This is a genomic window from Streptomyces sp. Y309 (assembly GCF_056712025.1).
The window spans coordinates 7082292-7102705 of the sequence record NZ_CM160048.1 but is presented as its reverse complement, the minus strand read 5'-3'; the positions used below and the strand labels follow the sequence as shown (position 1 = coordinate 7102705).

The following is a 20414-nucleotide window of genomic DNA, read 5'->3' as shown; positions in this document are numbered from 1 at the left end:
TCCATGACAGACGCACTCAAGCGCCTCTCCGACGAAGGCGTCGCGATCTGGCTGGACGACCTGTCGCGCAAGCGGATCACGTCCGGCAACCTCGCCGAGCTGATCGACGAGCAGCACGTCGTGGGCGTCACCACCAACCCGTCGATCTTCCAGAAGGCGATCTCGTCCGGCGACGGGTACGAGCAGCAGCTCGAGGACCTCGCCGCGCGCAAGGTCACCGTCGAAGAGGCGATCCGCATGATCACGACGGCGGACGTCCGTGACGCCGCCGACATCCTGCGGCCGGTGTTCGACGCGACCGGGGGCCAGGACGGCCGGGTGTCGATCGAGGTCGACCCGCGCCTGGCGCACAACACCAAGGCGACGGTCGCCGAGGCCAAGCAGCTGGCGTGGCTGGTGGACCGGCCGAACACGCTCATCAAGATCCCGGCGACGAAGGCGGGACTGCCGGCGATCACCGAGGTCATCGGCCGGGGCATCAGCGTGAACGTGACGCTGATCTTCTCCCTGGAGCGCTACCGCGAGGTCATGGACGCCTACCTCGCGGGCCTGGAGAAGGCGAAGGCCGCGGGCCTGGACCTGTCCAAGATCCACTCGGTGGCGTCGTTCTTCGTGTCCCGCGTGGACACCGAGATCGACAAGCGCATCGACAAGCTGGGCACGGACGAGGCCAAGGCGGCGCGCGGCAAGGCCGCTCTGGCCAACGCCCGGCTCGCGTACGAGGCGTTCGAGGAGGTCTTCTCCTCGGACCGCTGGGCGGCGCTGGACAAGGCCAACGCCAACAAGCAGCGTCCGCTGTGGGCGTCGACGGGCGTCAAGGACAAGGCGTACAAGGACACGCTGTACGTCGACGACCTGGTCGCCCCGGGCACGGTGAACACCATGCCGGAGGCCACGCTCGAGGCCACCGCCGACCACGGCCAGGTCACCGGCAACACCATCGCCGGGACGTACGACCAGTCGCGTGCCGAGATCGAGGCCGTCGAGAAGCTCGGGATCTCCTACGACGAGGTCGTGCAGCTCCTGGAGGACGAGGGCGTCGAGAAGTTCGCCTCGTCCTGGAACGACCTGCTCAAGTCGACCGAGGCCGAGCTCAAGCGCCTCGCCCCCTCGGAGGGCTGAAACCTTGTCGAGCAGCAATCCGCTGCGTGACGCCGCGGACCGACGGCTCCCGCGTATCGCGGGGCCGTCGGGCCTCGTCATCTTTGGCGTCACGGGCGATTTGTCCCGTAAAAAGCTGATGCCTGCTGTCTATGACCTCGCCAACCGGGGTCTGCTGCCGCCGGGCTTCTCGCTCATCGGTTTCGCCCGCCGCGAGTGGCAGGACGAGGACTTCGCGCAGGAGGTGCACGACGCGGTCAAGCAGCACGCGCGCACGCCCTTCCGCGAGGAGGTCTGGCAGCAGCTCATCCAGGGCATGCGCTTCGTCCAGGGCAACTTCGACGACGACGACGCCTTCGAGCAGTTGAAGGCGACGATCCAGGACCTCGACAAGGCGCAGGGCACGGGCGGCAACTTCGCCTTCTACCTCTCGGTGCCCCCGAAGTTCTTCCCGCAGGTCGTCCAGCAGCTCAAGAAGCACGAGCTGGCGGACGCGCCCGAGGGTTCCTGGCGCCGCGCGGTCATCGAGAAGCCGTTCGGCCACGACCTGAAGTCCGCCAAGGAACTGAACGCGATCGTGCACGAGGTGTTCGCCCCGGACCAGGTGTTCCGGATCGACCACTACCTCGGCAAGGAGACCGTCCAGAACATCCTGGCGCTGCGCTTCGCCAACCAGATGTTCGAGCCGATCTGGAACCGCTCGTACGTCGACCACGTGCAGATCACGATGGCCGAGGACATCGGCATCGGCGGCCGCGCCGGGTACTACGACGGCATCGGCGCCGCACGCGACGTCATCCAGAACCACCTCCTCCAGCTGATGGCGCTGACCGCCATGGAGGAGCCCGCGTCCTTCGACGCGAACGCGCTGGTGGCCGAGAAGGCGAAGGTCCTCGGCGCGGTGAAGCTGCCCAAGGACCTCGGCAAGGACACCGTGCGCGGGCAGTACGCAGCGGGCTGGCAGGGCGGCGAGAAGGCCGTCGGCTATCTCCAGGAAGACGGCATCGACCCCAAGTCGACGACCGACACCTACGCCGCCATCAAGCTGCAGGTGGACAACCGCCGCTGGGCGGGCGTCCCGTTCTACCTGCGCACCGGCAAGCGCCTCGGCCGCCGCGTCACGGAGATCGCGGTCGTCTTCCAGCGCGCGCCCCACTCCCCCTTCGACCACACAGCCACCGAGGAGCTCGGGCAGAACGCGATCGTCATCCGCGTCCAGCCGGACGAGGGCATCACGGTCCGCTTCGGCTCGAAGGTGCCGGGCACGTCGATGGAGATCCGGGACGTGTCGATGGACTTCGCGTACGGCGAGTCCTTCACCGAGTCCAGCCCCGAGGCGTACGAGCGCCTCATCCTGGACGTCCTGCTCGGCGACGCCAACCTCTTCCCGCGCACGGAGGAGGTCGAGCTGTCCTGGAACATCCTCGACCCGATCGAGGAGTACTGGGACACGCACGGCAAGCCCGCGCAGTACCTGGCCGGAACCTGGGGCCCGGTCGAGGCGGACGAAATGCTCGCACGAGACGGACGGAGCTGGCGTCGGCCATGAAGATCGACCTGACGGACACCACGGCCAGCAAGATCAACAAGGCGCTCGTACAAGGCCGCCGCGCGATCGGCTCACCTGCCGTCGGCATGGTGCTGACCCTCGTCATCGTCACCGACGAGGAGAACGCCTACGACGCGCTGAGGGCCGCGAGCGAGGCCTCCCGCGAGCACCCCTCGCGCACGCTGGTCGTCATCAAGCGGGTCTCGCGCTCGCCGCGTGACCGCACGTCGTCGCGCCTGGACGCCGAGGTCCGGGTCGGCGCGGACGCGGGCACCGGAGAAACGGTCATCCTGCGCCTCTACGGCGAGGTGCTCAACCACGCCCAGTCGGTGGTCCTGCCGCTGCTCCTGCCGGACGCGCCGGTCGTCGCGTGGTGGCCGGTCAACGCGCCGCTGGACCCGGCGCAGGACCCGTTGGGCGCGCTCGCCCAGCGCCGCGTCACGGACACGTACGCCGCCGAGCAGCCCATCCACGAGCTCACCGCGCGCGCCGAGGCCTACCACCCCGGTGACACGGACCTGTCCTGGACCCGCATCACGCCGTGGCGCTCGATGCTGGCCGCGGCCCTGGACCAGGTGGCGTGCGAGGTCACCTCCGCCGAGGTGGAGGGCGAGGAGTTCAACCCGAGCGTCGAACTGCTCGCGATGTGGCTCGCGGAGCGCCTGGACGTGCCGGTCAAGCGCACGCTGTCGCCGGGCCCCGGCCTGACGGGTGTGCGCATGGAGACCAACTGCGGCCCGATCGTGCTCGACCGCGCCGACGGCTCCCTCGCGACGCTGTCCATCCAGGGCCAGCCGGACCGCGCGGTCGCGCTCAAGCGCCGTGAGACGTCCGAGCTGATCGCGGAGGAGCTGCGGCGCCTGGACCCGGACGACACCTACGCGGCCGCGCTGAAGTTCGGCGTGGACCGGCTGGGCGAGCCCGTGGTGCACGGGGCGGGGGCGTCCTCGGGCGGCTCTTCGGAGGCGTCGGGTTCCGCCGCGGACGGCGGGGCTTTGCGGGGCGACTCGGGCTCTCGGGGCGACTCGGGCTCGCAGGGCGATTCGGGTTCGCAGGGGGATTCGAGCTCGCAGGGCGACGGGGCGTCGAAGGAAGGCGCCGACAAGTCGGGTGCCGCCAAGAAGGCCTCGGCGAAGGCCCCGGCCAAGAAGGCGACCACGAAGTGAGTGCGGCTCCGCAGCTCGTCGTCCACCACGACAAGGAGCTGATGGCACAGGCCGCCGCGGCCCGGCTGATCACGAAGATCGTCGACGCCCAGACGGCCCGCGGCTCCGCCTCCGTGGTCCTCACGGGCGGCCGCAACGGCAACGGCCTGCTCGCGGCGCTCAGTTCGGCGCCCGCGCGCGACGCCGTGGACTGGTCCCGGCTCGACCTGTGGTGGGGCGACGAACGGTTCCTGCCGGAGGGCGACCCCGAGCGCAACTACACGCAGGCCCGCGAGGCCCTGCTCGACTCGGTGCCGCTCGATCCGGCGCGGGTGCACCCGATGCCCGCGTCCGACGGCGTCTACGCGAAGGGGGCCGACGCGGACGGCGCGGACGCGGCGGCGGAGGCGTACGCGGCGGAGCTGGCCACGGCGGCCGGTCCCGAAGACCATGGCCCCGTGCCCGCGTTCGACGTCCTGATGCTGGGCGTCGGCCCGGACACGCATGTGGCCTCGCTGTTCCCGGAGTCGCCCGCCGTGCGGGAGACGGAGCGCACGGTCGTCGGCGTGCACGGCGCACCCAAGCCGCCGCCCACGCGCATCTCCCTGACGCTGCCGGCGATCCGGTCGGCCCGCGAGGTGTGGCTGCTCGCGGCGGGCGAGGACAAGGCGAACGCCGCGGCGATGGCCCTGTCCGGCGCGGGCGAGATCCAGGCTCCGGCTGCGGGCGCGTACGGCCGCTCGCGCACGCTGTGGCTCCTGGACGCGGCGGCGGCCTCGCAGTTGCCGCGGGATCTGTACCCACCGGCGTCGCCCTGAGGCTTCGCACCGGGGCACTGCGGTGCACGCTTCCTCATACGACGGCCCGGTACGCCGCACGGCGTACCGGGCCGTCGGCGTGTCAACGCCCGCGCAGCTCCCGGTACTTGGCGACCAGGGCCGTCGTCGACGGGTCCAGGCCCGGCACGTCCGCGCCCTCCGTCAGGGCGGGCTCGACGCGCTTGGCGAGGACCTTGCCGAGCTCGACGCCCCACTGGTCGAAGGAGTCGATGTTCCAGATGGCGCCCTGGACGAACACCTTGTGTTCGTAGAGAGCGATGAGCTGGCCCAGGACCGACGGGGTGAGCTCGCTCGCGAGGATCGTCGTCGTCGGGTGGTTGCCCTGGAACGTCTTGTGCGGCACGAGCTCCTCGGGCACGCCCTCCGCGCGGACCTCCTCGGGCGTCTTGCCGAAGGCCAGCGCCTGCGTCTGCGCGAAGAAGTTGGCCATCAGCAGGTCGTGCTGCGCGACCAGGCCGGGCCGCAGGTCGCCGACCGGCTCGGCGAAGCCGATGAAGTCCGCCGGGATGAGCTTCGTGCCCTGGTGAATGAGCTGGTAGTACGCGTGCTGCCCGTTCGTGCCCGGCGTGCCCCACACCACCGGACCGGTCTGCCACTCCACCCCGTCGCCGTCACGGTCCACGGACTTGCCGTTGGACTCCATGTCCAGCTGCTGGAGATACGCGGTGAACTTGGACAGGTAGTGGGAGTACGGCAGGACCGCGTGCGACTGCGCGTCGTGGAAGTTGCCGTACCAGACGCCGAGCAGGCCGAGCAGCAGCGGCACGTTCGACTCGGCGGGCGCGGTGCGGAAGTGCTCGTCGACGAGGTGGAAACCGGCGAGCATCTCGCGGAAGCGGTCCGGCCCGATGGCGATCATCAGGGAGAGGCCGATCGCCGAGTCGTACGAGTAGCGGCCGCCGACCCAGTCCCAGAACTCGAACATGTTGGCCGTGTCGATGCCGAAGTCGGCGACCTTCTCCGTGTTCGTCGACAGCGCCACGAAGTGCTTGGCGACCGCGCTCTCGTCGGCCCGCAGCTCGGTCAGCAGCCAGTTCCGCGCGGATGTGGCGTTCGTGATCGTCTCGATCGTCGTGAACGTCTTCGAGGCGATGACGAACAGCGTCTCCGCCGCGTCCAGGTCCCGGATCGCCTCGTGCAGGTCGGCGCCGTCCACGTTCGACACGAAGCGGACGGTCAGGTCGCGGTCGGTGAACGAGCGCAGCGCCTCGTACGCCATGGCCGGGCCGAGGTCGGAGCCGCCGATGCCGACGTTGACGACGTTCTTGATGCGCTTGCCGGTGTGGCCGGTCCACTCGCCGGAGCGGATCTTGTCGGCGAAGGCGGACATCTTGTCGAGGACGGCGTGCACGCCCGGCACCACGTTCTCGCCGTCGACCTCGACGACCGCGCCCGCCGGCGCGCGCAGCGCGGTGTGCAGGACCGCGCGGCCCTCGGTGGTGTTGATCTTCTCGCCGCGGAACATGGCGTCACGCAGGCCGAAGACGTCCGTCGCCGCCGCGAGGTCCCGCAGCAGCGCGAGGGTCTCGTCGGTCACCAGGTGCTTGGAGTAGTCGATGTGCAGGTCGCCGACCTGGAGGGTGTACCCGGTGCCGCGCGCAGGATCAGCGTCGAACAGCTCCCGCAGCCGCACCTCCCCGAGCTGCTCCTTGTGCTTGGCCAGCGCCGTCCATTCGGCCGTCTGAGTCAGCTTGGTGCGGCCTTCTGCGTTCATCTCGGACTTCAGCCTCTCTCGTACAACCTGAGTACCGTTGCGTTCGCCCCGCTGCCCTCCCAACCTAATTGATCAGCGAGCGGTTTGAGTTGTCTGTCCGCTGTCGGCCGACTTAAGCGCCGGTGTGAGGGCGGTGACGGAGAGCACGAACAGGGCGGCGGCGAGCAGCATGGGGGTGTTGGGGCCCCACAAGGCGGCCGCGGCCCCGCCGAGGACGGCTCCGAGCGGCGCTCCGGCGACCGCCAGGGTCCGGAACGCCGAGCTGACGCGGCCCAGCATGGCGGCGGGCGGACGCTCCTGCATGAGCGTGTGGGTGCTCACGTTCCACACCATCCCCATGGCTCCGAACAGCATCATGCTCACGACCAGCGCCACGATGTCGGGGATCGTGCCCATCGCCACGAGCGCGGCGACCTGCGCCGTTCCGGCGGCGAGGATGCTCCGGACGCGTCCGAGCCTGCGCGCGAGCCATCCGGCGAGCGCCCCGCCCGCGATGCTCCCGGCGGCGTACGCCGTTATGGCCGCCGCGTAGCCCCCGCTGCCCGCGTGCAGCCAGCCGGTGACGAGGACGACGAGGGTGGCGAGGAGCGCGCCTATGCCGACGTTGCCCAGCGCGGTCGCCGCGCACAGGCCCCGCAGCACCCGGTCCCGCCACAGGGCCCGCAGGCCGTGCGCGATGTCGGACCGCAGGGTGGCCCCGGCGGGTCTGGGCGGGTGCTCGGGCGCGGGCATCCGCAGGGAGGCCACGAGGGCGGCCGCCAGCAGATATGTGGCCGCGTCCACCGCGTACGGAAGGCCGGGGCCCGCGGCCATCAGGAGGGGCACCACGGGCGCGGCGAGGAGGCCGCCCGCGAACTGCTGGCCGGTGAGCAGCCGAGCGTTCGCGCTGCCCAGCGTCGCGCGGTCCACGAGGGCGGGCAGCAGGGCCGTGGCGGCGTTGTCGAACAGGGTCTGGAGCGTCGTGAGCACCAGGGCCAGCGCGATGAGCAGGCCGATCGAGGCGTGGCCGAGCGCCACGGCGAGGGCGAAGGCCGCCACGAGCAGACCGCGGGCGACGTCCACCGTCCACATGGCGCGCCGCTGGTCCACGCGGTCGGCGACGGCCCCGCCGACGAGGCCGAAGACGAGCCACGGCAGATATCCGCAGGCGGTCACCGACGCTATGAGCAGGGGGTCGTCGGTGAGCGACACCGCGAGCAGCGGCAGCGCGGCCTTGCGCAGCGAGTCGCCGAAGCTGGAGAGCACCGCGGCGCTCCACAGCCGTCCGAACCCGCCGCGCCACGCGACGCTCCGCGCGTCCGTGCCCGCCGTCTCGACCGCAGTCGTCACAACTCCCCCTCCCGGCCCCGTGGTTCACGGCCTCGCCCGGTGTTTTCCCGAGCACGATCAACCGTAGAGGTCACCACTGACAATGGGCCGAGCAGGCCGCTGACCAGCAATGCGGCGGTCACGGAGGAGATACGGCTCCGGCCGGGCACCTCACGGTGTCCGGCCGGTTCTCAAGTCCTAGATTTCGCCGCGCAGTTTGGCGAGCGCCTCCGCGAGGATGGCCTCGCCGTCCGCGTCGCTGCGCCGCTCGCGGACGTACGCGAGGTGCGTCTTGTACGGCTCGGTGCGCGGCGGGTCCGGGGGGTTGTCCCGGTCCTGGCCTGCCGGAAAGCCGCAGCGGGGGCAGTCCCAGGTGTCGGGGACCTGCGCGTCGCTGGCGAAGCTGGGCTGCGTCTCGTGCCCGTTGGAGCACCAGAAGGAGATGCGCAGTCGCGGCGCGGACTCGCCGCGCTCGGCCTCGCCCATCGGCCCCGCCCCGACCCGGCTACCTCGGATCGCGTTGCCACTTGCCACGGTCGTAACTCCCTGCGTGATGGTGCTGCCTGTGTCGAACGGCGGCTGCGCCGCGGGGTCGACTGCCGGCTCCGCTGCGGGTGCCTCAGTCTACGTAAGGCCCAACGCGCGTCCAGTGTTGGGAGTTACACCCCACCCCGACACGCAAGCCCCATGATAAGCCGCGCACGGGGGCGCGTACTGAACATGGGGCTATGAGCGGGACAGCGAACCAAACCGCCGCCGAAATGGCAAGCGGCACGCGTCTGCTGTCAGTTGTTGACCTTCATCAGGATGCCGAGCACGACAATGCTCGCGAACCACAGCAGACCGACCACGACCGTGATGCGGTCGAGGTTGCGCTCGGCGACCGAGGAGCCGCCGACGGACGACTGCATTCCGCCACCGAACATGTCGGACAGGCCGCCGCCCTTGCCCTTGTGCATCAGCACCAGCAGCATCAGCAGCAGGCTGAAGACGATCAGGGCGATCGAGAACCCCATAACCACGGCTGGACCAACTTCCTCGGATCTGAATCTCGGATCTGAAATCGACGACGGGGCCCGAAGCCCTGTTTCGTGAGCGGAATGCTCAGAATGCAAGCCTCGGACCCCGCAAGGGTACGACGTATCGCCGCTAGCGCATACTCACTGGTCGCGTCACTGGTCGCCGAAGCGAACGATCTTGACGAACTCCTCGGCGTCGAGCGCCGCGCCGCCCACCAGGGCGCCGTCGACGTCGGGCTGCGCCATGATGTCGGCGACGTTCTTCGCCTTCACGGAGCCGCCGTACTGGATGCGGACCTTGTCCGCGAGCTCCTGCGAGTACAGCTCGGCGAGGCGGCCGCGGATCGCGCCGCAGACCTCCTGCGCGTCCTCGGGGGTCGCGACCTCGCCGGTGCCGATGGCCCACACCGGCTCGTAGGCGATCACGATGGACTCGGCCTGCTCGGCCGGGACGTCCTTGAGGCCGCCGTCGAGCTGGCTCAGCGTGTACTGGACCTGCTGGCCGGCCTTGCGGATGTCCAGGCCCTCGCCGATGCACAGGATCGGCGTGATGCCGTGCTTGTAGGCGGCCTTGACCTTGGCGTTGCAGATCTCGTCGGTCTCGTTGTGGTACTGACGGCGCTCGGAGTGGCCGACGGCCACGTACGTGCACTTCAGCTTGGAGAGCATCGGGCCCGAGATCTCGCCGGTGTAGGCACCGGAGTCGTACGCCGAGATGTCCTGGGCGCCGTACTTGATCTTGAGCTTGTCGCCGTCGACCAGGGTCTGCACGGAGCGCAGATCGGTGAAGGGCGGCAGGACGGCGACCTCGACGGCCTCGTAGTCCTTGTCGGCCAGCGCGAAGGCGAGCTTCTGGACGTGTGCGATGGCCTCGAGGTGGTTGAGGTTCATCTTCCAGTTGCCCGCCATCAGCGGCGTGCGAGTGGTCTGATTCGTCATGAGGGGGTCAGTTCTCCAGTGCGGCGAGGCCGGGGAGCGTCTTGCCCTCGAGGTATTCGAGGGAGGCGCCGCCACCGGTCGAGATGTGGCCGAATGCGTTTTCGTCGAAGCCGAGGATGCGCACGGCGGCGGCGGAGTCGCCGCCGCCGACGACCGTGAAGGCCGACGAGTCGAGGAGTGCCTGGGCGACCGCCTTGGTGCCCTCGGCGTAGTCGGGGTGCTCGAAGACGCCCATGGGGCCGTTCCAGAAGACGGTGGCGGCGTCGGCGAGCTTCGCGGCGTAGAGCTTACGGGTCTCGGGGCCGATGTCGAGGCCCTCCTGGTCGGCCGGGATGGCGTCGGCCGCGACCGTGGTCGGGTTGGCCGGGGCCTTCGTCTTCAGGTCCGGGAACTCCCCGGAGACCAGGACGTCGACGGGCAGGACGAACTCGACGCCGCGCTCCTCGGCCCGCTTCAAGTAGCCCTGCACGGCCGGGATCTGGTCCTCCTGGAGGAGGGAGACGCCGACCTCGTGGCCCTGCGCCTTCAGGAAGGTGTAGGCCATGCCGCCGCCGATGAGGATGCGGTCGGCCTTCTCCAGGAGGTGCTCGATGACGCCGAGCTTGTCGGAGACCTTGGCGCCGCCGAGGACGACGGCGTACGGCCGCTTGACGTCCTCGGTGAGCTTCTTGAGGACGCCGACCTCGGTGGCGATGAGGTACCCGGCGTAGTGCGGCAGGCGCCCCGGCAGGTCGTACACCGAGGCGTGCTTGCGGTGCACGGCACCGAAACCGTCGCCTACGTAGACATCGGCCAGGGCCGCGAGCTGATCGGCGAAGGCACCGCGCTCGGCGTCGTCCTTGGCGGTCTCGCCGGCGTTGAAGCGCAGGTTCTCGACGACGGCGACCTGGCCGTCGGTGAGGGCGGCGACGGCGGCCTTGGCCGACTCGCCGACGGTGTCGGTGGCGAACTGGACGTCCGCGCCCAGGAGTTCACCGATCCGCCGCGCGGCCGGGGCGAGCGAGAAGGCCGGGTCCGGGGCGCCCTTGGGGCGGCCCAGGTGCGAGGCGACGACCACGCGGGCACCCGCGTGGGCGAGCGCCTTGACGGTGGGCAGGACCGCGCGGATGCGGCCGTCGTCGGTGATGGTGGTGCCGTCGAGCGGCACGTTGAGGTCGGCGCGGACGAAGACCCGCTTGCCTGCGACACCGTCGGCGAGAAGTTCGTCGATCGTCTTCATGAATAGGACTCCGTGACTGGGACTTCTTGAGGGGAGCTCACGCGCGACAGGGTCCGAACTGCGCCACGCTGCGCTGTCCGGACCCTGTGCTCACATCGAGATGCCTGGCTCTGAGACGCTGACCGCTTAGAGCTGGCCGCCGACGAAGACCGTGAGGTCCACGAGGCGGTTGGAGTAGCCCCACTCGTTGTCGTACCAGCCGAGGATCTTCACCGACTTGCCCTCCTGGACCATGGTCAGGGAGGCGTCGAAGGTGCAGGAGGCCGGGTCGCTGACGATGTCCGAGGACACGATCGGGTCCTCGGTGTAGAACAGGACGCCCTTGAGGGCACCGTCGTCGGCGGCCTTCTTGAACGCGGCGTTGACCTCGTCCTTGGTGACCTCGCGCTGCAGCTCGACGACCAGGTCGGTGGCGGAGCCCGTCGGGACCGGCACGCGCATGGCGATGCCGTCGAGCTTGCCCTTGAGCTGCGGCAGGACGAGGGCGGTGGCCTTGGCGGCACCCGTCGTCGTCGGGATGATGTTCTCCGCGGCGGCGCGGGCGCGGCGCAGGTCCTTGTGCGGGAAGTCCAGGATGCGCTGGTCGTTGGTGTACGCGTGCACGGTCGTCATCAGGCCCTTGACGATGCCGAAGCTCTCGTCGAGAACCTTGGCCATCGGCGCCACACAGTTGGTGGTGCAGGAGGCGTTGGAGATGACGTGGTGGTTCGCCGGCTCGTACTTGTCCTGGTTGACGCCCATCACGATGGTGATGTCCTCGTCCTTGGCCGGAGCCGAGATGAGGACCTTCTTCGCGCCACCGGCGATGTGCTTCTCGGCGTCCGCCTTCTTGGTGAAGATGCCGGTGGACTCGATCACGATGTCGACGCCCAGCTCGCCCCACGGAATGTCGGCGGGGTTGCGCTCGGACAGCACCTTGATGGTGTGGCCGTCGACCGTGATGGTGTCCTCGGTGTGCGACACCTCGGCCTTGAGGCGGCCCAGGATGGTGTCGTACTTGAGCAGGTGAGCCGTCGTGGCGGTGTCACCCAGGTCGTTGACAGCCACGATCTCGATGTCCGCACCCTGCTCGAGCAGCGCGCGGAAGTAGTTGCGCCCGATGCGGCCAAAGCCGTTGATGCCTACGCGGATCGTCACGAACCGATCTCCTCGTTGGTACGCCGGTCTGAGACGCCGGCGAGTTGTATGGGATGTCCCCGACCGCCTCCGACCCTACCTCTCTGACGGCGCTGAGGTGACATCGAGAGGGACCGTATGCGGCGTTGTGGCCCGTACCTCGGAGTAAGAACACGGGCCACCGGGATCTGGATCCTGATTACGCAGCGTCATCCGCCCAGATGTGCCGGGGAGGCGCCCATAAGAGCGGCCCTCTCGGCCTTTCCGGCTACCTGCTCGAACCCGGGGCCGAGCAGCGCGCTGTCACGCGCTGTGACCGCCGCGTGGGGTCGGCAGGAGGCATGAAGAAGCCGCCGGTGCCCACGGGCGTCGGCGGCTTCTGGGGGTCCGTGGTGATGTGGTGTCAGACCACCATGTTGTCGGCGAGCTCCTCGCTCAGGTTGGACTCCGTGCCCGGGATGCCCAGGTCCTGCGCCCGCTTGTCGGCCATGGCGAGCAGGCGGCGGATGCGGCCCGCGACGGCGTCCTTGGTCAGCGGCGGGTCGGCGAGCGCGCCCAACTCCTCCAGGGAGGCCTGCTTGTGCTCCATGCGCAGCCGTCCCGCGGCCGCGAGGTGCTCGGGCACCTCCTCGCCGAGGATCTCCAGGGCGCGCTGCACGCGGGCGCCCGCGGCGACGGCGGCGCGGGCCGAGCGGCGCAGGTTGGCGTCGTCGAAGTTGGCCAGGCGGTTGGCGGTGGCGCGGACCTCGCGGCGCATCCGCCGCTCCTCCCAGGCCAGCACCGACTCGTGGGCGCCGAGCCGCGTCAGCAGGGCGCCGATGGCGTCCCCGTCACGGACGACGACGCGGTCCACGCCGCGTACCTCCCGGGCCTTCGCGGCGATCTGCAGCCGGCGCGCCGCGCCGACCAGCGCGAGCGCCGCCTCCGGGCCCGGGCAGGTCACCTCCAGGGAGGAGGAGCGGCCGGGCTCGGTCAGCGAGCCGTGCGCGAGGAACGCGCCGCGCCAGGCGGCCTCCGCGTCGCAGGTGGCCCCCGAGACCACCTGCGGGGGCAGGCCGCGGATGGGCCGGCCGCGGCCGTCCACCAGGCCGGTCTGCCGGGCCAGCTGGTCGCCGCCCGCGACCACCCGCACCACATAGCGCGAGCCGCGGCGCAGGCCGCCCGGAGCCATCACGATCAGCTCCGAGCTGTGCCCGAAGATCTCCAGGATGTCCCGCTTGAGCCGGCGGGCCGCCATCGCCGTGTCCAGCTCCGCCTCGATCACGATGCGGCCGCTCACCAGGTGCAGGCCGCCCGCGAAACGCAGGATCGCCGAGACCTCTGCCTTCCTGCAGCAGGTCCGGGTGACGGGGAGCCGGGAGATCTCGTCCTTCACCGCTGCCGTCATCGCCATGGGCCGATCCTTCCATGCATCCGAAAAATACGGTCGTACGCGGCGGCCAGCAGCTCCGGGTCGTGCCTGGGGCTGCCGTCCTGCCGGGCCACCGGCGCCAGCTCCACCGTGGCGCCGAACCGCTTGGCGGCATCGGTGAGGGATCCACGGTCGGGCACGGCGGCCTCGTCGGCCAGCACCACGTCCAGGGCGAGTTTAGGGGCGTGTCGGGCCAAAACCTCCAAATGACGCTGCGGAGAGAACCCTTCGGTTTCTCCGGGTTGCGGCGCGAGGTTGAGCGAGAGGACCCGGCGGGCCTTGGTCTCCGTCAGGGCGTCGAGCAGCTCGGGCACGAGCAGGTGCGGGATCACCGAGGAGAACCAGGATCCGGGGCCGAGAACCACCCAGTCGGCGTCCAGGACGGCGGCGACGGCCTCCGGGACGGCGGGCGGGTCCTGTGGGACGACGTGCACGGACTGCACCTCGCCCGGGGTGAGCGCGACCGTGGCCTGGCCGCGGACGGTGTCCACGTCGTCCGGGCGCTCCGGGTCGTGGCCCCTGACCAGCGCCTGCAACTCCAGCGGCACGGCGGACATGGGCAGCACGCGCCCGTGCGCGCCGAGCAGCTTGCCGACCAGGTCCAGGGCCTGGACGTGGTCGCCGAGCTGCTCCCACAGGGCGACGATCAGCAGATTGCCGACCGCGTGCTCGTGCAGGTCGCCCTTGGACTGGAAGCGGTGCTGGATGACGCGCGCCCAGGTCTGGCCCCAGTCGTCGTCGCCGCACAGCGCGGCGAGCGCCTTGCGCAGGTCGCCGGGCGGGAGCACGCCCAGCTCGTCGCGCAGGCGGCCGCTGGAGCCGCCGTCGTCGGCGACGGTCACCACGGCGGTGACGTCGCCGGTGATGCGGCGCAGCGCGGCCAGTGAGGCCGACAGGCCCATGCCGCCGCCGAGGGCGACGACCTTGGGCTGGGTGCCCCGCTTGCGGCCCAGGCGGTTCAGGCGGAGCACCCGGCGGTTGGGGTTCATTCGCGCCCCATGTCCCGGTGGACGAGGACGGTCTCGATCCCGGCGGCGGTCAGGCGGGCGGCCAGCTTCTCGGACGTGGCGACGGAGCGGTGCTTGCCGCCGGTGCAGCCCACGGCGATGGTCACGTACCGCTTGCCTTCGCGGCGGTATCCCGCGGCGATGAGCTGGAGCAGCTCGGTGTAGCGGTCGAGGAACTCCTTGGCGCCGGGCTGGTTGAAGACGTACGCCGACACCTCCTCGTTGAGCCCTGTGTACGGCCGCAGCTCGGGCACCCAGTGCGGGTTGGGCAGGAAGCGCATGTCGACGACGAGGTCCGCGTCGACCGGCAGGCCGTACTTGAACCCGAAGGACATCACCGTGGCCCGCAGCTCGGGCTCCTCGTCGCCCGCGAACTGGGCGTCCATCTTGGCGCGCAGCTCGTGCACGTTCAGGCTGGAGGTGTCGATGACCAGGTCGGCGTCGCCGCGCAGCTCGCGAAGCAGCTCGCGCTCGGCCGCGATGCCGTCGACGATGCGGCCGTCGCCCTGCAGCGGGTGCGGGCGGCGCACCGACTCGAAGCGGCGCACCAGGGCCTCGTCCGAGGACTCCAGGAACACGATGCGCCGGGTGACCTGCTTGGACTCCAGGTCCGCGAGGGACTGGCGCAGGTTGTCGAAGAAGCGGCGGCCGCGGACGTCGACGACGACCGCGATGCGGGCGACGTTGCCCTGGGAGCGGGCGCCGAGCTCCACCATCGTGGGGATCAGGGCCGGTGGCAGGTTGTCGACGACGAACCAGCCGAGGTCCTCCAGGCACTTGGCGGCCGTGGAGCGGCCCGCGCCGGACATCCCGGAGATGATCACCAGTTCGGGGATGGCCGCCTCGGCGGCCTCGCCCGGTTCGATGGTCGTGCCCGTGCTCACTTGCTCTCCGCCTTCGTCGTGCTCGCTCATGTCTCCATCCCCCGTCGTGTCTCCGTGGCGCCCACACGCGTGGGCGCCTCGCTGTCGCTCGGGGCCCCTGTCGTGCCGGGCCCGTCGCCGTGCTGCGAGTCCCCCGTCCCCGCGGGCTCCTCGCCGTGCTGCGAGTCTCCCGCCCCCGCGGGCTCCTCACCGTGGTCCGAGTCTCCCGCCCCCGTGGGCCTCTCGCCGTGGTCCGAGTCACCCGCCGTCGCGGGTTCCTCCTCTTCCATGATCTCTCCGGTGGCGGTGTTCACGGCGGGTGCCGCCGGGGCGGCCTGGGCGAAGGCGGCGACGACGGCCTCCGCCGTCTTGCGGCCTATGCCCGGGACCTCGCAGATCTGGTCGATGGTGGCGGCCCTGAGCCGCTTCACCGACCCGAAGTGTTTGATCAGCGTCTGCTTGCGAGCCTCGCCCAGGCCGGGCACGGCGTCCAGCGGGCTCGCCTTGAAGCGCTTGGCCCGCTTCGACCGCTGGTAGGTGATCGCGAAACGGTGCGCCTCGTCCCGGACCCGCTGGAGCAGGTACAGCCCCTCGCTGGTGCGCGGCAGGATCACCGGGTCGTCCTCACCGGACACCCAGACCTCTTCGAGGCGCTTGGCGAGGCCGCACACCGCGATGTCGTCGATGCCGAGCTCGTCCAGGGCCCGCTGGGCGGCGGCGACCTGCGGCTGGCCGCCGTCCACGACGACGAGCTGCGGCGGGTACGCGAACTTCTTGGGTCGCCCGTCCTCCTCGGTGAGACTCTGCTCAGCCTCCTCCGGAGACCACTCCCCCGTCTTCTCCTTCTCGGCCAGATAGCGCCGGAAGCGGCGGGTGATCACTTCGTGCATGGACCGGACGTCGTCCTGCCCTTCGAAGCCCTTGATCTGGAAGCGGCGGTACTCGCTCTTCCGGGCGAGGCCGTCCTCGAAGACGACCATGGAGGCGACCACGTCGTCGCCCTGGAGGTGCGAGATGTCGTAGCACTCGATGCGCAGCGGCGCGCTGTCGAGCTCCAGGGCGGCGGCGATCTCCTCCAGGGCGCGGGAGCGGGTCGTCAGGTCGGAGGCGCGCTTGGTCTTGTGCAGCACCAGGGACTGCTGCGCGTTGCGCGCGACGGTCTCCATGAGGGCCTTCTTGTCGCCGCGCTGCGGGATGCGCAGCGACACGTTCGACCCGCGGCGCTGGGTGAGCCACTCCTGGACCGGCTCCGCGGGGTCGGGCAGCGCGGGGACGAGGACCTCCTTGGGGACGGCGTCTCCCGTCTCTTCTCCGTAGAGCTGCTGCAGCGCGTGCTCGACGAGGTCACCCGTGGTGACCGCCTCGACCTTGTCGGTGACCCAGCCGCGCTGGCCGCGCACGCGCCCGCCGCGCACGTGGAAGATCTGGACGGCGGCCTCCAGCTCGTCCTCGGCGACGGCGATCAGGTCGGCGTCGGTGGCGTCGGCCAGGACGACGGCGCTCTTCTCCATCGCCTTCCTGAGCGCGTCTATGTCGTCGCGCAGCCGGGCCGCGCGCTCGTACTCCATCTCCTCGGCGGCGTCCGTCATCTGGCGCTCCAGGCGCCGGATGTACGTCCCCGTGCGCCCGGCCATGAAGTCGCAGAACTCCTCGGCCAGTTCGCGGTGTTCCTCGGCGGAGACGCGGTCCACGCAGGGCGCGGAGCACTTGCCGATGTAGCCGAGGAGGCAGGGGCGGCCGGTGCGGGCGGCGTTCTTGAAGACGCCGGCGGAGCAGGTGCGGACGGGGAACACACGCAGCAGCAGGTCGACCGTGTCGCGGATCGCCCACGCGTGGCCGTACGGCCCGAAGTAGCGCACGCCCTTCTTCTTCTGACCGCGCATCACCTGCACGCGCGGGAATTCCTCGTTCATCGTCACCGCGAGGTACGGATAGCTCTTGTCGTCGCGGTACTTCACGTTGAACCGCGGGTCGTACTCCTTGATCCAGGTGTACTCGAGCTGGAGCGCGGCGGTCTCCGTGGCGACGACGGTCCACTCGACGGACGCGGCCGTCGTCACCATCGTGGCCGTGCGCGGGTGCAGGTTCGCCAGGTCCTGGAAGTAGCTCGCGAGGCGCTGGCGCAGGCTCTTGGCCTTCCCGACGTAGATCACCCGGCGGTGCTCGTCGCGGAATTTGTAGACCCCCGGCGAGTCGGGGATCTGTCCCGGCTTGGGGCGGTAGCTGGAAGGGTCGGCCATGTCGGACAGCCTACTGGCGAGCGGTGACAGTCAGTCGCGGCGGCGGGGGCACTGGCGGACCGCCCGTGTCTCTCCCCCACCGGTGCCGCCGGGCTGCGCGCCGGAAGCGCCCCACCCGCCCGCCCTGTACAGGGCGGGCGGGTGGCGGATGTCCCGGCCGAAGGCCGGGACGACCTCAGCCGAGACGGCGAGAACGCCGCCGCACGAGAGCGACCCCGGACAGCCCGAGCGCGACCAGCGCCCCCGCTCCGGCCACGGAGGAGGCAACGGTCACCGCCCCGTCGGAGGAGGCCGACGCGGACTCGGGCCGGGCGTCGGACTTGGCACCGGAAGCCGCGCCCGCCCCGGCCGCCCGGCCCGCGGGCTCCTGGGCGAAGCCGCCTGCCTTGCCGGACTTCGCGTACGCGGACCCCGGAAGCTTGTCCCCGTACGCCTTGTGGACCCGCTTCTGGTAGGTGGCGACGCCGATCCCCTCCGCGCCGACCGCGCGCCTCGCGTCCTTGTCGAGGGGAAGCACACGCGTCCCCTTGGTGACGTACCAGCCGTTGATCTGCGGCTCGTGGAACACGGTGCCTCCGGGGGCCTTGTCGGCGCCCACGCGCGCGTAGTGGGTCTCGTCGTCCCCGGTGGCGATGTTCACGATCTGCCAGGACCCGCCCTGCCGGACGGCCCAGAGCGACGCCTCCTGGCCGTCGGACGAGACGGCTTTGCTGGCCAGGAACTGCATGCGGGCGACGGGCGCGTCCTTCTTGCCGGCGACGAAGTCGGGCGACAAGTAGTAGACGGGTACGGCCTTGTCGCCCGCCACGCGCGGCTCGGCCGCCGCCTTGGTGACGGCCCCCTCGCGGGCGAAGAAGCGGGAGAGCGTGTCGAGGGTCTTCGGTGCCTCGGCCGCGTCGTGGGCGGCGCTGCGGGAGGCCTCGGAAGGCGCGCTGGGAGCCGGCGGTGCGGCCGGACCGGAGTCGGCCGTGGCCTGCGGCACCGCGACGCCGAGGAACAGCGCGGTGGCCGACCCGGCGAGCACGGCCTTCAGCACACGACCGGACGTACGCGGGGTACGGGACGTACGCGAAACGTGACGGTTCATCGCTCTCACGCCCCGATCCGGTACAGCGAGTGGGTCCAGGAGAAGGTGTTGTTGTTGACGTACCAGGAGTGGGACGCCCAGTTGTAGCGGTCGCTGGAGGGCCACGGGTCGCCCCAGTACACCCAGTCGTTGGCCGTGTCGTAGCCGTAGATGGTGTGCATGTGGCCGCCGCCGTTGGACCACAGGATGCGGGTCTCGATGGGGCGGTTGGCGTTGATCTCGGTCTGCACGGTGGGGTAGCGCAGCCAGCCGGTGACGTACGAGCCGCGGTTGATGCCCATCCAGCCCAGGGCGTTCTGCACATTGCCCAGGGTGGCCTGGTTGTTGGGGCACTCGGTGTTCTGGTTGCGGCCGAAGGCGGCGTTGCAGAACTGGTTCTGGCTGTAGTTCTTGCCGAGGTACGTGGCGATGGTGTTGCCCGCCGCGGCCCAGCACCAGTTGGTCTTCTGCTGTGCCTGCATGGTGATGTTCAGGCGCTTGGCGGCGAGGACCGACGGGTCGGCCGCTCCCGAGGCGGCCGGAGTGACGGTCGACGACGTGTCGTGCGGCGCCGCGACGGCGGTGGTCGCCGGTATGGCGAGGAAAGCCGCCACCGCGACGGCTAGCGCGGACAGCCGTCTGCGACGGCTCGATCCGCTGGTGGTGTCGTGCATCGCGTTCCTCCCGAGCAGGGGGGTGGGGGTGGGATGTGGAGGAGCGCGTCCGGACGCTGCGATTGAGCATCAGGTGTTGTCGGGTGCAGGTCAACACGCTTCAATGCGGGCTAACTTGAAGCGTGAACGAGGGCGTACCCGTGTGAACACCGGTCGTACGCTCACCTGGCCACCCGCTCCGACCGGGGCGTACACCCGCGCGGCCGGAGTGAACGTTCACAGAAAGGACCTGCGGTGCGGAACGTCTCACCCCCCACGACGGCCCTCGCGGACGACGCCCCGGCCGACCTCGCCACCGCCCTGCGCACCGGCCCGTTCCACGTCGCCCTGCGCGCCGCGATCGCCGCCCGCCGCCTGCCCCTGCAACGGGTACGCCATCATCTCGCACGCGCCGGCGTCCACGTCGGCGTGACCAGTCTCAGCTACTGGCAGCAGGGCGCGCGGCGCCCCCAGCGCGCCGAGTCGCTGCGCGCCGTACGCGCCCTGGAGGAGATCCTGCGGCTGCCGGAGGAATCCCTGATCCGGCTGCTCGCCCAGGCCGACGGGCGGACCGAGACCGAGCGGCCCGCCGCTCGTTCGTACCGCTCCCTGGTGGAGGCCTCCGACGTCCTGCAGTCCCTGATCGCCGACCTGGAGTCGCCGCTCGACGGCGGCCTGCACACCATCGGCCACCACGAACGCATACGCATCGGCCCGCACCGTGAACTCCTCGGACGCGACTCCCAGCACGTCGTGCGGGCCCACGCGGACGGCATCGACCGCTACCTGGCCATCCACCACGGGGACCCCGGCTGCGCCCCGGAGCGCATGGAGGTGCGGGCCCTGGAGAACTGCCGCACCGGGCGCGTGCGCTGGCACCACGACACCGGTGTGCTGGTCGCGGAGCTCCTCTTCGACGCCCGGCTGCGCGCGGGCGACACCCATCTGTTCTGCTACGGCTTCGAGGACGGCACGGCCGGCGTGAGCGCCGAGTACGTACGCGGCTTCAGTTTCACCGGCGGCCAGTACGCGCTCCAGGTGCGCTTCTCCGAAGAGGCCCTGCCCGTGCGCTGCCACCGTTTCACCCAGCGCTCGGCGGCCGCGCCGCGCCTCGGCCGCCGGGAGCTGACGCTGAGCGGCAGCCACCGCTCGGTGCACCTGGTGGAGCCGCAGGTGCGGGCCGGGCTCATCGGGATCGGGTGGGACTGGGAGTGAACGGCGGGCC

18 protein-coding genes are annotated in these 20414 nt (G+C 70.7%); 5 read left to right on the top strand and 13 right to left on the bottom strand.

The genetic code is table 11. From position 1 onward, the window contains the following. The first annotated feature begins 3 nt into the window (after positions 1-3). The 4 genes from tal to pgl are packed head-to-tail and all read left to right on the top strand — an operon-like array spanning position 4 to position 4613. On the top strand, positions 4-1122 hold the full coding sequence (tal, locus tag AC0KTA_RS29405; protein WP_481051233.1) for a transaldolase: 1119 nt from the start codon (positions 4-6) through the stop codon (positions 1120-1122). 4 nt (positions 1123-1126) lie between these two features. Next, positions 1127-2650: a glucose-6-phosphate dehydrogenase gene (zwf, locus tag AC0KTA_RS29400; RefSeq protein ID WP_481051232.1), complete on the top strand. Its 1524-nt coding sequence runs from the start codon at positions 1127-1129 to the stop codon at positions 2648-2650. After that, entirely contained in the window at positions 2647-3816 is a 1170-nt protein-coding gene (gene opcA / locus AC0KTA_RS29395) for a glucose-6-phosphate dehydrogenase assembly protein OpcA (protein WP_481051231.1), read from the top strand. The genes zwf and opcA overlap by 4 nt, the downstream gene beginning before the upstream one ends. Next, on the top strand, positions 3813-4613 hold the full coding sequence (gene pgl / locus AC0KTA_RS29390) for a 6-phosphogluconolactonase (protein WP_481051230.1): 801 nt from the start codon (positions 3813-3815) through the stop codon (positions 4611-4613). The genes opcA and pgl overlap by 4 nt, the downstream gene beginning before the upstream one ends. 82 nt (positions 4614-4695) lie before the next feature. Here the strand turns inward: pgl and pgi are convergent, their stop codons facing one another. From pgi to AC0KTA_RS29325, 13 genes are all read right to left on the bottom strand, one after another. Next, positions 4696-6348 carry a glucose-6-phosphate isomerase gene (gene pgi, locus AC0KTA_RS29385; RefSeq protein WP_481051229.1) on the bottom strand — a complete coding sequence of 551 codons (1653 nt, stop codon included), beginning with the start codon at positions 6346-6348 and terminating at the stop codon, positions 4696-4698. Between the two features lie 72 nt (positions 6349-6420). Further along, a complete protein-coding gene (locus AC0KTA_RS29380) occupies positions 6421-7677 on the bottom strand; it encodes an MFS transporter (RefSeq protein WP_481051228.1) in 1257 nt (418 codons plus the stop codon). Between the two features lie 177 nt (positions 7678-7854). Next, a complete protein-coding gene (locus AC0KTA_RS29375) occupies positions 7855-8190 on the bottom strand; it encodes an RNA polymerase-binding protein RbpA (protein ID WP_003957010.1) in 336 nt (111 codons plus the stop codon). 251 nt (positions 8191-8441) lie between these two features. Next, positions 8442-8672, bottom strand: a complete 231-nt coding sequence (gene secG, locus AC0KTA_RS29370; RefSeq protein ID WP_030358806.1) for a preprotein translocase subunit SecG — start codon at positions 8670-8672, stop codon at positions 8442-8444. A gap of 156 nt (positions 8673-8828) precedes the next feature. Beyond that, complete coding sequence (gene tpiA, locus AC0KTA_RS29365) at positions 8829-9614, bottom strand: triose-phosphate isomerase (RefSeq protein WP_481051227.1); 786 nt, start codon at positions 9612-9614, stop codon at positions 8829-8831. A 7-nt stretch (positions 9615-9621) separates the two neighbouring features. Further along, a complete protein-coding gene (locus tag AC0KTA_RS29360) occupies positions 9622-10833 on the bottom strand; it encodes a phosphoglycerate kinase (RefSeq protein ID WP_481051226.1) in 1212 nt (403 codons plus the stop codon). Positions 10834-10959: 126 nt separating this feature from the next. Further along, positions 10960-11970 carry a type I glyceraldehyde-3-phosphate dehydrogenase gene (gap, locus tag AC0KTA_RS29355; RefSeq protein ID WP_481051225.1) on the bottom strand — a complete coding sequence of 337 codons (1011 nt, stop codon included), beginning with the start codon at positions 11968-11970 and terminating at the stop codon, positions 10960-10962. A gap of 382 nt (positions 11971-12352) precedes the next feature. Next, complete coding sequence (gene whiA / locus AC0KTA_RS29350; protein ID WP_189732451.1) at positions 12353-13342, bottom strand: DNA-binding protein WhiA; 990 nt, start codon at positions 13340-13342, stop codon at positions 12353-12355. Next, positions 13333-14349, bottom strand: a complete 1017-nt coding sequence (locus AC0KTA_RS29345) for a gluconeogenesis factor YvcK family protein (protein WP_481051224.1) — start codon at positions 14347-14349, stop codon at positions 13333-13335. The genes whiA and AC0KTA_RS29345 overlap by 10 nt, the downstream gene beginning before the upstream one ends. Next, positions 14346-15281 carry an RNase adapter RapZ gene (gene rapZ / locus AC0KTA_RS29340; protein WP_481051223.1) on the bottom strand — a complete coding sequence of 312 codons (936 nt, stop codon included), beginning with the start codon at positions 15279-15281 and terminating at the stop codon, positions 14346-14348. Before rapZ ends, AC0KTA_RS29345 begins: the two co-directional genes overlap by 4 nt. After that, positions 15278-17470, bottom strand: coding sequence for an excinuclease ABC subunit UvrC (gene uvrC / locus AC0KTA_RS29335; RefSeq protein WP_481051222.1), 2193 nt, complete (start codon positions 17468-17470; stop codon positions 15278-15280). Before uvrC ends, rapZ begins: the two co-directional genes overlap by 4 nt. 175 nt (positions 17471-17645) lie before the next feature. Continuing rightward, positions 17646-18557 (bottom strand): hypothetical protein, encoded by a 912-nt coding sequence (locus tag AC0KTA_RS29330; RefSeq protein WP_481051221.1) that lies wholly within the window; start codon positions 18555-18557, stop codon positions 17646-17648. A gap of 5 nt (positions 18558-18562) precedes the next feature. After that, complete coding sequence (locus AC0KTA_RS29325) at positions 18563-19210, bottom strand: papain-like cysteine protease family protein (protein ID WP_481051220.1); 648 nt, start codon at positions 19208-19210, stop codon at positions 18563-18565. 234 nt (positions 19211-19444) lie between these two features. On the opposite strand from AC0KTA_RS29325, the gene AC0KTA_RS29320 reads away from it, so the two are divergent. Then, complete coding sequence (locus AC0KTA_RS29320; RefSeq protein WP_481051219.1) at positions 19445-20404, top strand: hypothetical protein; 960 nt, start codon at positions 19445-19447, stop codon at positions 20402-20404. Positions 20405-20414: the final 10 nt, after the last annotated feature.